General features: G+C 62.8%; 10 protein-coding genes. 4 read left to right on the forward strand and 6 right to left on the reverse strand.

The window, feature by feature from the left end; translation table 11 throughout:
- Nucleotides 1-24: 24 nt before the first annotated feature.
- The 3 genes from gndA to CI601_RS00635 form a co-directional block, all read right to left on the reverse strand.
- On the reverse strand, nucleotides 25-1491 hold the full coding sequence (gene gndA, locus CI601_RS00625; protein ID WP_121913943.1) for an NADP-dependent phosphogluconate dehydrogenase: 1467 nt from the start codon (nucleotides 1489-1491) through the stop codon (nucleotides 25-27).
- Between the two features lie 112 nt (nucleotides 1492-1603).
- The gene (locus tag CI601_RS00630; protein ID WP_121913944.1) at nucleotides 1604-3925 is read right to left on the reverse strand and encodes a KUP/HAK/KT family potassium transporter; all 2322 of its coding nucleotides are present in this window, start codon (nucleotides 3923-3925) and stop codon (nucleotides 1604-1606) included.
- Between the two features lie 175 nt (nucleotides 3926-4100).
- On the reverse strand, nucleotides 4101-5057 hold the full coding sequence (locus tag CI601_RS00635; protein ID WP_121913945.1) for a TatD family hydrolase: 957 nt from the start codon (nucleotides 5055-5057) through the stop codon (nucleotides 4101-4103).
- Nucleotides 5058-5255: 198 nt separating this feature from the next.
- On the opposite strand from CI601_RS00635, the gene CI601_RS00640 reads away from it, so the two are divergent.
- Entirely contained in the window at nucleotides 5256-6320 is a 1065-nt protein-coding gene (locus CI601_RS00640) for a glycoside hydrolase family 43 protein (protein ID WP_121913946.1), read from the forward strand.
- A gap of 301 nt (nucleotides 6321-6621) precedes the next feature.
- Here CI601_RS00640 and CI601_RS00645 read toward each other — a convergent pair whose 3' ends face one another.
- Both CI601_RS00645 and metG read right to left on the reverse strand, forming a co-directional pair.
- Nucleotides 6622-9642, reverse strand: a complete 3021-nt coding sequence (locus tag CI601_RS00645; RefSeq protein ID WP_121913947.1) for an HAD-IA family hydrolase — start codon at nucleotides 9640-9642, stop codon at nucleotides 6622-6624.
- Between the two features lie 225 nt (nucleotides 9643-9867).
- The gene (gene metG, locus CI601_RS00650; protein ID WP_121913948.1) at nucleotides 9868-11739 is read right to left on the reverse strand and encodes a methionine--tRNA ligase; all 1872 of its coding nucleotides are present in this window, start codon (nucleotides 11737-11739) and stop codon (nucleotides 9868-9870) included.
- A gap of 294 nt (nucleotides 11740-12033) precedes the next feature.
- On the opposite strand from metG, the gene CI601_RS00655 reads away from it, so the two are divergent.
- On the forward strand, nucleotides 12034-12645 hold the full coding sequence (locus tag CI601_RS00655; protein ID WP_121913949.1) for a hypothetical protein: 612 nt from the start codon (nucleotides 12034-12036) through the stop codon (nucleotides 12643-12645).
- Nucleotides 12642-13058, forward strand: a complete 417-nt coding sequence (locus CI601_RS08485) for a hypothetical protein (RefSeq protein WP_259465265.1) — start codon at nucleotides 12642-12644, stop codon at nucleotides 13056-13058. Before CI601_RS00655 ends, CI601_RS08485 begins: the two co-directional genes overlap by 4 nt.
- On the opposite strand, the gene rsmI is transcribed toward CI601_RS08485, so the two are convergent.
- The gene (gene rsmI, locus CI601_RS00665) at nucleotides 13037-13990 is read right to left on the reverse strand and encodes a 16S rRNA (cytidine(1402)-2'-O)-methyltransferase (protein ID WP_121913950.1); all 954 of its coding nucleotides are present in this window, start codon (nucleotides 13988-13990) and stop codon (nucleotides 13037-13039) included. The two genes, CI601_RS08485 and rsmI, sit on opposite strands and share 22 nt — an antisense overlap.
- A 223-nt stretch (nucleotides 13991-14213) precedes the next feature.
- Here rsmI and CI601_RS00670 point away from each other — a divergent pair, with 223 nt between their 5' ends.
- The gene (locus CI601_RS00670) at nucleotides 14214-15770 is read left to right on the forward strand and encodes a dolichyl-phosphate-mannose--protein mannosyltransferase (protein WP_121913959.1); all 1557 of its coding nucleotides are present in this window, start codon (nucleotides 14214-14216) and stop codon (nucleotides 15768-15770) included.
- Nucleotides 15771-15778: the final 8 nt, after the last annotated feature.

Consider the following 15778-nt stretch of genomic DNA (forward strand, 5'->3'; position numbering starts at 1 on the left):
CCCCTTGCGATTCTTGCGAGAAGCTCAGTCCTGCTTGATCTCGGACTTGTCCTCGGCCCAGAGGGTGTGGAAGGCACCTGGCTGATCCACACGCCCATAGGTGTGGGCGCCGAAGAGGTCACGCTGGCCCTGAATCAGGGCGGCAGGGAGCCTATCGGAACGCAGCCCGTCGTAATAGGACAGGGAGCTGGCGAAGACAGGGATGGGGATGCCGGCCTGGGTGGCACGGGCCACGACACGCCGCCAGGAATCCTGGGCCTGCTCGACCGCCTGCTTGAAGAAGGGGTCGAAGAGCAGGGAGCCCGGCTCACGGCCAGAGGCGTATGCATCGGAGATCCGGTTCAGGAACTTGGCCCGAATGATGCAGCCGCCACGCCAGATGCGGGCGATGGCACCCATGTCCAGCTTCCAGCCGTAGACCTGGGCGCCCTCCTGCATCTCGTTGAACCCCTGGGCGTAGGCCACGATCTTGGAGGCGTAGAGGGCCTGACGGATGTCCTCAATGAAGGACTTGCGAGCCTCGGGATCGGCGGCCAGGTCGGCCATGACGGCCTTGGGCTGCGGCCCCTTCAGGCCCTCCTGGGCCGCTTGGCTGCGCAGCTCGGGCGAAGAGGACAGTCCCCGGGCGAAGACGGCCTCGCCAATGCCGGTCACGGGCACGGCAAGATCCAACGCGGTCTGCACGGTCCAGGTGCCGGTGCCCTTCATGCCAGCCTGGTCGGTGACGATGTCGATGAAGGGCTTGCCGGTAGTGGCATCGGTGTGATGGAGCACTTCAGCAGTGATCTGCACCAGGTAGGAGTTCAGATCCCCCTGGTTCCACTCTTCGAAGACCTGTGCGATGGCCTCGGGATCCATGCCCAGGCCTCGGCGCATCAGGTCATAGGACTCGGCGATCACCTGCATGTCGGCGTACTCGATGCCGTTGTGAACCATCTTGACGAAGTGGCCCGCACCGTCGGTGCCGATGTGGGTGACGCAGGGTTCCCCATCGACCTTGGCGGCGATGGATTCCAGGATGGGCCCCAGGGTCTTCCAGGACTCATCGGTCCCGCCGGGCATCATGGAAGGCCCCAGGAGGGCGCCCTGCTCGCCTCCCGAGACGCCGCAGCCCACGAAGTGCAGCCCGCGGGCCCTGATGGCCTTCTCCCGGCGGATGGTGTCCTTGAAGTAGGCATTGCCGGCATCGACGATGATGTCACCGGGCTCCATCAGGTCGGCCAGGTCGTTGATCATCTGGTCGGTGGGATCCCCGGCCTTGACCATGATGATGGCCGTGCGGGGCTTGGTCAGCGAGGCCACGAACTCCTGCAGGGTCTTGGCCGGAACGAACCGGCCCTCCTGGCCATGATCGTTGATCAGGGTCTCGGTGCGCGAATAGTGGCGGTTGTAGACCGCTACGGTATTGCCGTGCCGTGCCAGGTTCCTGGACAGGCTGGCACCCATGGCGGCCAGACCCACGACTCCGATATTGGCTTGAGCTTGTGTCATCACATCACCTTTCGACGGTAGCCCGGAAAGGCCGGGCACCAGGTTCCATGCCGTCAATTCTATGGCCCGGACTCGATTTGGGCCAAGCTCTCCGGGGTGAGATTCCACTCATTCAGCCCTTGTGGTGCTTGCCGCCCTTGATCTTGCGGGAGGGCAGGACCACGCGCGTCAGCTTGGGAACCGCCCTGGTGGAGACGAACAGGGGCTGCACCTCCACGATGGGGTTGTAGGGAGCCAGGCCGAACCACTTGATCGGCGAGCCCGCCACCTTGCGGATGGCGTACTTGACCTTCAGCGAGAAGGCACCGCGGGAGTCGATCTTGGACTCGGGCATCAGGGCCTTATGAACCAGCACATAGGTGACCGTGCCGATCTGCGGATCCTCGTCCACCTTGGGATAGATGGAGGGCTGCTTGGGTAGCTCGCCGCTGTCAATCAGCTCGTGCATGATCTGGTGCAGGTAGGTGGCCACATTCTGGTCCACCTTGAAGCCCAGCCTCATACGCACACGGAAGAGGTAGTTGGTGCCGAAGTTCTCCACCGAATACTTGCGGGTGTAGGGGGCGTCCGTGGTCTGGACCGAGACGGCCCACCAGGCGCGAGCCCGCTTGGGCCGGTTGGCGAAGATGGAGAAGAAGATGTCGGTGTCCAGCCGCCGCATCTCCGCATCCGAGGTCAGATAGACCAGGTTGTCTGCGTAGTAGGGAACGCGGAAGTCATTGTGGAGCATCTCCAGGGCGGGCAGACACTCCTTGGCCGTCATATGCCGCCGTTGCGAGCGCTCCACCTTGGTACCCACATCCCAGGTGTACATGATGTAGAGGATGGCCGCGGTCAGCAGCATGGTGAACCAGCCGCCGTGCATGAACTTGGCCATGGAGGCCATGAAGAAGAGGATCTGGATGGCCAGGAAGACCAAGGCGAAGAGCAGAGAGAACACGCGCTTACCGTCGTGCCAGATGTAGTCGGCCAGCAGGACGGTGGTGGTGATCATGGTCACCGTCAGGGCCAGTCCATAGGCGGCTGAGATGTGCTCGGAATCCTTGAAGATGGCCAGCACCGTCAGCGTGGCCGCGCACAGCACCCAGTTGATGGTGGGGATGTAGAGCTGGCCGCGGGTACGCGCCGGGTAGCGCACCTGAAGATGGGGCATCCAGTTGAGGCCGGTGGCCTCCGAGACCATGGTGAAGGCGCCCGTGATCAGGGCCTGCGAAGCGATGACACCGGCCGTCACCGATAGAAGAACCGCCACGTAGCGCACGGTGGTGGGCATCATCTGGAAGAAGGGGTTGAGTCCGTCCACGCCCTGCAGGGCCTGATTGTCGGTGTTGCGCAGAATCCAAGCCCCCTGGCCGAAGTAATTGAAGACCAAGGCGATGTTGATGAAGGGCCAGGTGGCGTAGATGTTGCCGCGGCCTACATGGCCCATGTCGGAGTAAAGGGCCTCGGCTCCCGTAGTCGACAGGAAAACCGTGCCCATGATGGTCAGGCCCACCGGGTTCTGCGGGCTGAAGAGGAAGCGAATCCCGTAGACCGGGTTCAGGGCCTCGAAGATGGACCAGTCGTTGCCGATGCAGTAGATGCCGATCAGGGCCAGGAAGGCGAACCAGACCATGACCACGCTGCCGAAGACCTTGCCGATCCGCTCGGTTCCGCGTGACTGGACGGCAAACAGGATCAGGATGATCACGAAGGTGATGACCATGGTCAGGTTCCCGTTTTCACGGAAGATCGGAGTCAGGATGGGGATGGTCTTAAGGCCTTCGACTGCCGAGGAGATGGAGACCGCAGGGGTCAGCACCGAATCAGCCAGGAAGGCCGCACCGCCGACCATGGCCGGAATGGCCAGCCATTTGCCGTAGTGCCGAACCAGGGTGTACAGGGCGAAGATGCCGCCCTCGCCCTTGTTATCGATGCGCATGGCCACCAGGACGTATTTGACCGTGGTGATCAGCGTGATGGACCAGAAGACCAGGGAGAGCATGCCCAGCACGGCCGGCCTGTCCACACGGGCCATGCCGCCCTGCCCGGCCACGAAGGCCTGCATAGTGTACAGGGGCGAGGTGCCGATGTCGCCGTAGACCACGCCCAGGGCCACGATGCACATGCCCAGGCTGATTCTGTCTGGCGAGGACTGCACCCGCCGCCACCAGCGGCCCAGAGGACCCTTCGGCGGGGTGCGGCGACGCTGGGCCGCCCGTTGGGCCTCGCGCCGAACCCGCTTGAGCTCGTTCTCCTCTTCCCGGGTGCGGGACTTGGCCGAGATCTTGGGAGCCTTGGTGAAGCTCTCCTGAGGAAGTATCGATTCTTTCGTCGGCCGACCTTTACGACGGGCCGTCGTCGGCTTCGCCGCTTTTTCACCGGATAACCGGGGTGGTTCGTCAGCGCCCCTGCCATCATCCTGAGCCGCCAACTCATGCCGCTCATCCGCCATAGAGCCCTCCATCGGCCAATGCCTTCACTCATCTACTTCCGGGTGCCGTATGTTGCTGTTCGCGCACACGTGCGACGACAACCGTAGCACTCTCCCCCCACACTTGGTGGGGGCGATTCAGACCGCGACACACCATTAGCTTAATCCCGGTCTGGCACCGTCCGTCGGACATCCTTCACAGGCCATAAACCCGGCGCGTGGTGGTTGCCGTTGCTCGGGCCACCTGGGCCAGGGGGCAGTCCAGCGCATCGGCCATGGCACGCAGGGTGTAGGGAATCATGTAAGGGGAGTTGGTGCGTCCCCGGTAGGGCATGGGACTCAGGTAGGGCGCATCGGTCTCCACCATGATGTGGTCCATGCCGACCACAGACAGGGCCTGGCGGATTCCCTCGTTGCCCTTGTAGGAGACCGTCCCCGAAAAACTCAGATACCAGCCGTGCTCAGCGGCCACCTGGGCCATCTGCGCATCACCTGAATAGGAGTGGAAGATCGTGCGCTCGGGAGCACCGTCCTCCAGCAGGGTCTCGATAACCTGCCGATGGGCGTCGCGATCGTGAATCTGCATGGGCAGATCCAGCTCCTTGGCCAGGGCAATGTGGTCGCGGAAGGCCTGCCGCTGGTTCTCTTCGGCCCCCTGACCGGTTCGGAAGAGGTCCATACCCGTCTCCCCGATGGCCACCACCTGGTCGGGATATGCGCGGGCCAGGCGGGCTACCTCTTCAAGCGCCTGCTCGAAAGAAACATCATGCCAAGGCTGATATTTCAATGGCAGTCCATCCGGGCCCGGCACCCCTCGATGGCCGTGCAGGACGGCCTCATTGGGATGGATGGCCAGTCCTGCGTGGACCACCCCGGGATGGGCCAGGGCCAGGTCCACAGCCGTCTGCAGGTTGGGCAGCTCGCAGCCCACGTCGATGGCCCCGACCACCCCCACAGCCCTGGCCCTTTCCAGCTGCTGGTCGACTGTGCGGACGGGAACGGGATCCTGCCCGCGCTCCCTGGCCTGCCGGTCCATCTCCTGGGCGAAGGGGACCACGGAGGCCATGTGGGTGTGATCGTCGATGACTCCGATGCCTTCGGGCAGCGGCTCGGGGTCGGGAGCCCAGCTGCGGTCACGATGATGCTTGCTCATAGTCCACAGTCTAGGGTCTCGTGCGGCCCAAACTGCGACCCGCCCAGACAACCGACTCCGCCAAAAGGAAGGTCGGCAGCTAGAATCACCTCTGACGGCCCTGGGACGGCCGGAACGGAAGAGCGAAGAAGCACCCGCCGCCTGTCCGCCAGTCCCCCGCCGCCGCGGTACCGTTGCCGTAAGCAGGAAAGGTGGAACATGTCTACGGATTGGCAACCCTCGTTCGAGGCGACCAGCGCTTACCTCTTCGTCCACTTCACCGGACACGAACAGGCCGAGACGGACGAGCAGCTCTACTTCGCCCTCAGCCGGGACGGTCTGCACTGGCATGACCTGCGGGCCCAGGGAGACCCGGTGCTGACCTGGAGCGAGGGCGAGGGTGGTGTGCGCGATCCCTATATCGTCCGTGGACCCGACGGCCTCTTCCACATCATCGCCACCGACCTGTCCGTCTACCACAGGGGCGGCTGGCAGGAGGGCCGGTCCACGGTGGATGGATCCACCGGCCTGGTCATCTGGGATTCGCCGGACCTGGCCCACTGGGGCAGACCCCGCCTGGTGGATGTGGCCTCGGCCATACCCAAGGCTGGCATGGCCTGGGCACCGGAGGCCTGCTGGGATGCCGACAGGGAGCAGTGGATAGTCTTCTGGGCCACGGCGGCCGCCGACAGGGCCGAGGATCCGGCCGCATCCGACCTGGCCAACGAGCTGGGCGACGGCATCAACATGTACTACGCCACCAGCACCGATCTGGTTTCCTTCTCCCGCCCGATCAAATGGATCGACCGCAGCAACGGGATCATCGACACGACCATGCTCAAGGCACCCGACGGCTGGTGGTACCGGGCCTCCAAGGATGACCAGATCACCCTGGAACGCACCCGCAACCCCTATGCGGTCACCCATGAGCTTGTGCGTACCGACGACGACCAGGCCTGGTCATACCTGTCGAACCTGACCGACATCTTTGGCCAGGGACGCTACTCCTCACGGTATCTGGAGGGCCCCGAGCTCTTCCTCTACAACGATGCCGACACCGCCGGACCCGACGGCCGAGCCATGCCCTTCGGCCTGATCTGCGACCAGTTCGCCGAAGGCCGGGGCTATCTGCCCTTCCGTTGTGCCGATCTGTCCTCCAGAGAGCGGCAGGACTGGGATCTGGTTACAGATATGAACTTCGGCCGGCTGACCAAGCGCCACGGTTCCATCATGCCCATCACCGAGAGCGAGTACCGAATTCTGAAGCGCACCCTGACCCGCTGAGCGGCGGCAGCATGCAGACAACCAGGACGAAGCTTCACACGAATACGATCCCATAATCGTGCGTCGGTGCTCCAATAAATGTGTTCACTGGTACCGCAACAGAGGACACGACCAGTAAAACTTAGATCTGGGATATGAGTGAATCAGATCATGGTATCTTCACTTCTAGTTTTTCTTGAAAACTGTTCCTGAAGCTACAGACCCACTCGAGTCTGTAGCGTTAAGTTCCAGTCATCTTCGATCAGCCCGGCACCTACTTAATCCATTGATCCCGAGTGTGTCTAGGCCCAGAATCCGTAGGTCATATGTGACGTGGATGTCCCTGGACCAGAAGATCCAGCTTGGGTCCTGACAGGCGCTTCAGATCGACACCGTCCGTCCTTACAGCAACCTGGAACCTGGTGCCCCGCACTTCCAGCTCGTAGGTCATCGAGCGCCAGGATGAAGGCAGGTGGGGGTCAATGCTCAGACCGGTCCCGCCCGTGTCCCGCAGGCCGCCGAAGCCGCAGACCAGGCTGGACCAGACACCTCCGCAGGCAGCCAAGTGGATGCCGTCCGTCGTGTTGGCATGCAGATCGTCCACGTCCGTAAACAAGGACCGACGGAAGTACTGCATGGCCAGCTGGTCATGCCCTACCTCTGCGGCGAGAATGGACTGGGAGGCTGCTGACAGGGTCGAATCCCCGGTGGTTAGCGGATCATAGTAGTCGAAATCGGCCCGCTTCTGCTCCGGAGTGAACCAGGAGCTGAGCAGGTAGAGAGCCATAACCACGTCGGTCTGCTTGAGCACCTTGTGCCGGTAAATGACCAGCGGATGGTAGTGCAGCAGCAGGGGCCTGGCCGTGAACCGATCAAAATGCCAGCGAGGGCGTTGCATGAACTGGGCATCCTGGGCATGGACGCCCTCCTGATCGTCGAAGGGGACGAACATGGCTTGAGCCGCGCTGGACCATTTGTCGGCCTCCTCGTCGTCGAAGTGCAGCCTTTCGCGTATGCCGCCGATCAGATCCGGATGCTTCTCGCGCAGGTGCTGGTAGCCCTTGTAAGCGGCCAGAAGGTTGAATCGGGCCATCTGGTTGGTGTAAAGGTTGTCATCAACCAAGACCGTGTATTCGTCTGGGCCGGTCACGCAGTGGATGTGGAAGCGGCCGTCCTCCTTGTAACGTCCCAGGCTCATCCAGAGACGGGCCGTCTCCACCAGGATGTCGATGCCCTCAGCCTGTAGGAAGTCTTCATCGCCGGTGACCTGCACATACTGGGCCACCGCGTAGGCGATATCGGCATCGATGTGGTACTGGGCCGTGCCCGTGGGGAAGTAGGCGGAGGCCTCTTCGCCGTCGATGGTCCTCCAAGGGAAAAGGGCGCCGTTTAGGTTGAGTGCGCAGGCCCTACGCCTGGCGGCAGGCAGCATCAGGTAGCGGTAGTGGAGGACGGCTCTTGCCCGAGCAGGCGCTGAATAAATCAGGAAGGGGAGAATGTAGATCTCGGTATCCCAGAAGTAGTGGCCGCTGTAGCCGGACCCACTCAGACCCTTGGCACCCACACCGTTCTCGATCTGGGCCGTGGACTGGGCCAGCTGGAAGAGCTCCCAACGCACCATCTGCTGGGTACGACCGCCATCGTCGGCCTGGATGCGGATATCCTGACGCTCCCAGAATCGATCCAGCCATTCCCGCTGACGCCGCTCCAGCTCCTCCACAGAGAGGGTGCTGACCTCCTCCAGCCGATCTCGGCAGTCCTCGACCAGATTCCTGGTCCCCTCGCCGCGGGTCTGCACGACCAGACCGTTGCCGCTGGTGCCAGCCGGAAGAATGGGGTGGCTGCGGTAGACGGCGTAGCGGACCAGACGGGTGGAACCGCCCTTGGGCACGTCCATGCGCCAACCGGGGCCCTCGACAGGCCGACCATCCCTGAACTGCCTGACGCCCAAGGCCAGGCTGAGCCGTGAATTATTGCAGCGGAAGACCCTGCAATCCGCACTCAGCTCACCATAGACCGCATTGTCCAGCACCTCATGGATTCCACAGCCGTCCACAAAGGTCGACTTGCGGGGGTCGCTGGAGTTGACATGGCGGGGATTGTCGGCGTTGACCGGACCCTCGACGACCACAGCCATGTCCCGGTCAGGCGACTCAACGGTCAGCGTGCAAACGCTGAGGCTGCGGTCATACAGGCAGACCATGCGGGTGAGCACGGTCTTCAGGTGGATGCCGTGGCCCAGATCGTACAGATTGGTGGTGGTTGCGATTCCGGTTCGGAAGTCCAAACGCTGCGTGGTCTTCTCCGGCCGACCCAGGGGCAGCCCCTCCACCTTGAGGGTGAAATCCGAAGCATCGGGCACCCCTTGGATGAGCTGACCCACTTGGGCGTATCCGTAGGCGCTTTCGGGATGGGCTATACGGAAGGTGTCATGGAAGCCGCTCAGGAAGGTGCCGTTGCCCAGGCAGCGCTCCCCACCGCCTTCGCCCCTGACACCGACAGAGCCATTGGTGACCGAGAAAACCGTGGCGCTGACAGCATCGGGCCGACCGACCTCGCTCAGACCCCAGTCCTCGACAGGAAAACGATTCTCATCCAGGTCCGGATCCTCCGCCTGTGCACGCTCGCTGGCATCGTCGTCGATCAGCTCGATCAGCTGGTCCACCACCAGGTCCGCGCCAGCCTTGAGCAGCTGCTCGCGGCCGGCACCCCTGTCCACGCCCACGACCAGGCCGAACCTGCCCGCATGGCCGGCGGCTACGCCGGAGAGGGCATCCTCGACCACAACAGCATCCTCATTGCGCAGGCCCAGCACCTTGGCCGCATAGGCATAGGTGTCCGGGGCCGGCTTGCCCTGAAGACCCATCTCGTCCTTGAGGTTGCCGTCCACCACGGTGTCGAAGTATCCAGCGATTCCAGCAGCTTGGAGGACTTCGGCCGTGTTGCGCGAACTGGATACCACAGCCAGACGCTTCTTGTCGGTGCGCAGGTGCCTGAGCAGATCCACCGTATCAGGGTAGGGATCGATGCCCTTCTGCTTCAGCATCCGCTCAAAGGTCATGTTCTTGCGATTGCCGTATCCGCAGACGGTGTCCAGCTGCGGATCGTCATTGGGGCTGCCCCAGTCCAGTTCAATGCCCCTGCTGCGCAGCAGGGCGTCGACACCGTCATAGCGGGGCCGGCCATCCACATAGGCGTAGTAGTCCTGCTCCGTATAAGCCGGGACGTTCGAGGGCAGGACCTGATCAAACAACGCCTTCCAGGCGGCCTTGTGCAGGACGGTCGTGGGCACCAGTACCCCGTCCAGATCGAAGAGCACACAGGCGAATTGGGCAACCTTCATGGTTACTCATCCTATGGGTCTTCCATGACGAAAGAACCCGGCGGTTTGAAAAACCGCCGGGCGAGAAGAGAGAGAAGAAGGGGTTCAGTTATCGGGGCCGCATGACCCCCATCGGCCAGTACTTCAACCGACAGAACAAATATAACCAGCGCTACCTTGGAGGAAGTGCCCGAAAACCTCAAAGTTCTCTGTGAATCACGAATACCGTCCCGGGCGCGTCGACCGTCACTTGCCCTGGTCGCCCAGCTTGGCCTGTTCCGCCTCGAATCTGGCGCGCTCTTTGGCCTTGCGGCGATCCAGTTGCTCCTGGAAACGATCCAGCTCCTCCTGCACGGCTTCCTTGGGAATACGCGGGAAGATAGGTGTGGGCTGTTCGATCGGTGTGCCGTCCCTGAGAGGCTCGCGCGCCCAAGGATGGACCGTCTCCCCCAGCCGGTAGTCGCCGGTGATGATGGGATAGTGGAAGTCGGACCGATCCAGATCGTCAACCTCCTCGATACGGGGCAGGGGTGAGAAGGTGCCCTTGCCGCCCATGGTCTCCCAGACCCGCTGTGAGGCATGGGGCAGGAAGGGGGCCAGCATGATGTTGGCGTCCAGCACCGCCTGGGCTGCGGTGTGCAGGACGGCAGCCAGACGATTCCGGTCGTCCTTGATCTTCCAAGGCTCCTGGGCGGAGATGTACTTGTTGATGTCGCCCACCAGAGCCATGGCCTCGACCAGGGCGGCCTTCTGACGATGGTGCTCGATCAGGGAGCCCACGGTATCGAAGGCCTGCAGGCTGCGATCCAGCAGGGCACGATCCTCCTCGGTCAGCCAGTCCTCCTCGATGCGGGGGATGCTACCGAAGTCCTTGTTGAGCAGGTTGGCCACGCGGTTGACCAGGTTGCCCCAGGAGGCGGCCAGCTCCTCGTTGTTGTGCCGGACAAACTCAGCCCAGGTGAAGTCCGAGTCCGAGGTCTCCGGCCCAGCGATGGAAATGTAATAGCGGACTGCATCGACCGGATAGCGTGCCAGGATGTCCTTGACGTAGATGACGATGCCCCTGGAGGAGCTGAACTTCTTGCCCTCCATAGTCATGAACTCGCTGGCCACCACCTGCTCAGGCAGGTTGAGCTCGCCGTAGGATCCCGGCTGCCCGCCCTTGGACCCCTGGCCGTTGTAGGCCAGAATCTCCGAGGGCCAGATCTGCGAGTGGAAGGTGATGTTGTCCTTGCCCATGAAGTAGTAGCCCAGAGCCTTGGGGTCATTCCACCATTTGCGCCAGGCCTCGGGGTCGCCCTGACGGCGGGCCCACTCGATGGATGCCGACAGGTAGCCGATGACGGCGTCGAACCAAACGTAGAGCTTCTTGTTGGGGTCATCCACCCAGCCGTCCACAGGCACGGGAATGCCCCAATCGATGTCACGGGTGATGGCCCGCGGCTTGACCTCCTTGAAGAGCCCCAGGGAGAAGTTGAGCACGTTGCTGCGCCAGCCCTTGCGGGTCTTCAGCCATGCCAGGTTGGCCTCGGCCAGGGCGGGCAGATCCAGGAAGAAGTGCTTGGACTCCTCAAACCGAGGCGTCTCCCCGTTGATCTTGGATACGGGGTTGATCAGCTCATCCGGATCCAGCTCGTTGCCACAGTTGTCACATTGGTCACCGCGAGCGCCATCGGCGCCACAGATGGGGCAGGTCCCCTCGATATAGCGATCGGGCAGGGTCCGGCCGGTGGAGGGCGATATGGCCACCTTTTGCTGGCCCTCATAGATGTAGCCGTTGGCCCGGCACTGGCGGAAGAGTTCCTGTACCACCTTCTCGTGATTGCCGGTCGTGGTCCTGGTAAAGAGGTCATAGCTGAGCCCCAGATCGCACAGATCCTTGACAATGACACGGTTGTAGCGGTCGGCGATCTCCTGGGGGCCCACACCCTCGGCGTCAGCCTCCACCAGGATGGGGGTGCCGTGCTCATCAGTCCCCGAAACCATAAGGACATCATTGCCCTTCATGCGTTCGTAGCGTGCATAGACGTCCGAGGGGACGCCGAACCCAGCGACGTGGCCGATGTGACGGGGCCCATTAGCGTAGGGCCAGGCGACGGAAACAAGGATATGACTCATACCAGCAAGATTATCGGCTCAGGCCTACAATCCCCCTGCCCGTCCACAGGACCGCCATCCAGCAAGCAGATTATCCACAAGTGCACAAATTTGGCCTTCCCCCAGGTAAACCCGGAACCAGCCATTTACAGTCGAACCATGAAACGAGAACACGTCCTCGGGGGAGTGACGTGGACGCCTACCACTGCCCATGGCGCCAGCCGCACCCTCAGAGCTACAACAAAGCCGCCAGGCCGAACACCACTCGCCGACACCGCTCAACAGTGGCCCGGACCACCAGCCGGAGCAGCGCCGATGCGCACCCGCGGCCGTCCTCCTACGACCGAGCTTGGGGCCCTGACCCCCGAACCCAAACCGCTGCCCAGTCTGATCCAAACCGGCGATCTGCCCGGCCCGCTCAGCCTCAGCCTGTTGGTGAATGAGGGGATCGTAACCTGTCTGGACCGATCCTGCTGCTACCTGAACGAACAGGCGGACGGCCTCTACGGCCGCGCCTCCATCGTCATGCCCATGGTGCCTTACGGCGCAGCAGCATGCGGTGGACTGGCGCTCTGGATATGGATCAACGGCCGTTTCCCCGATACACTGGACATCATCTCCAACTCCCACTTCCGCACGCCGGTTCACGGCAGACCTCTGCACCCCCACCAGCGACAGCTGGATGCCCGCTATCTGATGAAGCTGGGGAAACTTTGGGTGACTTCGCCGCTCTGGACGGCCTGCGATCTGGCCTGCGATCCCTCGGGCCGGTGCAACGGAGAAGAGACCATAGCGGTCCTGCATGAGCTCATGGAGCGATACCAGGTCAGCTGCGGATCCTGCGAGGCGCTTCTGTCCTCCAACCCCCGCTGGCCTGGCCACGCTCAAGGGATGGAGACCATAAGAAGACTCAAGGCGATCCTATGAGTCTGCCTATGATGGGTGGCCGAGGTGCACATGGCCATCGTGAATCCTCCGCCACTGAACGCATGTCCCGGCTCATGACTGCCATCAGCAGCCGGTCGCGATCCTTGGCAGAAGACGGTTTGGGCCAAGACGATCCCCATAGCATCCAACCGATGGCCGAGATGCGTGCCCCGCCACCAGAGCCTCCCCTGGTGCCCACCGCACTGATGGCCACAGACCCCGCGACCGACCCGAGCATCCTCTGGGCCATCGCCCGAGAAGAGCCTCAGCTGCGCCGGTGGCTGGTGGCCAATCCCGCCGCCTCACCAGCGCTGCTGGAGACCATCTCCCAGTTGGGCGGGCCCGGTGTGCGCAGGGCGCTGGAGGTGCTGCTGGATGAGGGCAATGGACATCAGTCCCCCTTATCCTCTTGAACAGCCAAGGCATAGATCCGCTTGCGATTGGGCAGGCTTCCATCAGCCAAGGGGTGCTCGGCAGTTACCCGGGCGATGGCCTCCTTGAGCCGCAAGCCCTCGTTGCGAGCCAGATCACGTGCCAGAACCGCCAGCCGCTGATCATCCATGGCCTCAGGATCGTTGCGCCTGGCCTCCAAGGCGGATGCGCCAGCCACGACCAGGACCATCTCTCCACGGGGAGGATCCTCCTGGAGGGAACGCACAATTTCACCGACTGTGCCCCGCCGGATCTGTTCATGTTCCTTGGTCAGCTCCCGGCAGAGGGCCATGAGCCGGTCGGGGCCGAAGACCTCCTGAAGGTCCTGCATAGCCTGATCAATGCGGTGGGGCGTCTCATAGAAGACCATGGTCCGCTCCTCGCTGCGCAGGGTGCGCAGATGCCGCAACCGCTCCTGGTGCCGACGGGGAAGAAACCCCTCATAGCAGAAGCGGTCGGTCGGCAGACCAGAGAGGGCCAGGGCATCCAGCACGGCGCTGGGACCAGGGGCACAGGTGACCGGTATGCCTCGCTCAATGGCCCGCCTGACGATGGCCATGCCCGGATCGTTGATGGTGGGCATGCCTGCATCTGAGACCACCAGCGCGCAGGCTCCGTCACAAACCTGATCCAGGATGGGATCGGCCATCCGCCGCTCGTTATGATCGTGATAGGCCACCACCCTGCCGCCTACGCGCACCCCCAAACGATTGGCCAGATCATAGAGCCGCCGCGTGTCCTCTGCTGCCACCAGGTCCGCCGACTGCAGGAGCTCCACCAAGCGTGTCGAGGCATCGGCGACATTGCCTATAGGCGTGGCCGCCAGCACCACTGTTCCACGTGAAACACTGGGCGAAATCGACCCTGCATGGCTTTCTCCACCCTGTATATGTCCATCGCTCCGGCCATTCATGCTGCTCATGCCTTCAGTATGGCCTAATCTAGGGGTGATGACATCTTTGGCAGGGCTTTCTTCGCAGCATCGCTCCTCCAGACACGGCAGGCACGCCGCCCACCGGTCCGGTCGCCCTGCCATGCTGTCCATCTTCAGCACGCCCAAGGGTCACCACACCAAACGAGGGATCACGATACCCAGGCTCTCCCGTAGGCAGAGCAGCTGGCTGGCCTGCATACTCATGGCTCTTCTGGGCGGGCTTTTGAGGTTTGTGCGGCTGGGCAGCCCTCGGGCCATCGTCTTCGACGAGACATATTACGTCAAAGACGCCTGGACCATGCTGATGACCGGCGAGCCGCGCAACTGGCCAAAAAAAGCCGGCCCCCTTGACCTTCCCATCGACCAGCTCTTTGCCCAGGGGCATACAGGCGACTGGCTGCCCCAGGCCGAATACGTGGTTCACCCGCCGGTGGGCAAGTGGTGCATCGCTTTGGGTCTCAAACTGTTCGGCGGAGCCGGGAACCCCTTCGCCTGGCGAGCGGCCACTGCTCTGGCGGGCACCATCGCCATCCTGCTGCTCTGCCGAGTAGCCCTGCGCCTCTTCCATAACCTGCCCATCGCTCTGACAGCTGGCTTCCTCATGGCTATCGATGGTCTGGGCATCGTGATGAGCCGTACCGGCCTGCTGGACAACTTCGTCATGATCTTCGTCCTGGGAGCCTGGCTGTGCCTGATGGGCCACCGGGACTGGGCTCGGACCAGGCTGCGACAATCCTGGGCCAAGGATCAGGCTGATTTTCGTCTGCACTACCGGGTGAAGGTCATCCAGTCACAGGGACAGCAAGGACGGCAAAGCCGTGTCGAACTGCCCGTGGCCACTACCGGCCCCTTCATCGCCTGGTCCTGGTGGCGGACAGGAGCCGCCCTGCTCCTGGGCCTGGCCACCGGCACCAAGTGGTCAGGCGCCTACTTCTTCGCCGTCTTCGCCCTGATCTCAGTGCTCTGGGATGGCTGGGAACGCCATCAGGCAGGATACGGATCCTGGCTGCAGAGCGCCGTGTTCAGGGACGGGCTGCCGGCGGCCCTGCTTATGATCCCCGTCTGGGCGGGCACCTATCTGGCCTCCTGGACGGGATGGTTCCTGCACGGCGATTCCTTCATGCACAGCTGGGCGGCCCAGCACCCTGGCCAGGGTCTGACCTGGCTGCCGGAGGGGTTGCGGTCCCTGGCTGAATACCACCGGCAGATGTGGCACTTCCACACCACCCTGCACACCCGCCATCCATATATGGCCAATCCCCTGACGTGGCCCCTGCAGATCAGACCCACCAGCTTCTACTGGCAGAAGATCACAGGCTTTCCCGGCCTGTGCGGACTGGCCAAGGACTCCCCCTGCGTGGCTGCTGTCACATCCTTGGGCAATCCCCTGACCTGGTGGCTGGGCAGCATCTGCATGGTTCTGGCCATCGTCATCGCCGTCGTGGTCAAGCACGGAGATTGGCGGATCTGGGGGGTCTTGGCAGGCATGCTGGCCGGCTGGCTGCCCTGGATCCAATACATGAACCGGACCACCTTCACTTTCTATTCCATCGTCATCCTGCCCTGGATGATCCTGGCAATCTGCTATGTGGCCAACTGGCTACGGCAGAATTCGGACGGCGTCCTCTACCGGCAGACCATGATCATGGGCCTGACCCTGCTAGGCCTGACCTCCGTCTTCTTCTACCCGCTGTGGACCGCCATGCCCATCCCCTATGACTTCTGGCGCATGCACATGTGGCTGTCCAGCTGGATCTAAGACAAAGA

The organism is Bifidobacterium sp. wkB344, assembly GCF_003688305.1.
Lineage (GTDB): Bacteria > Actinomycetota > Actinomycetes > Actinomycetales > Bifidobacteriaceae > Bombiscardovia > Bombiscardovia mizhiensis.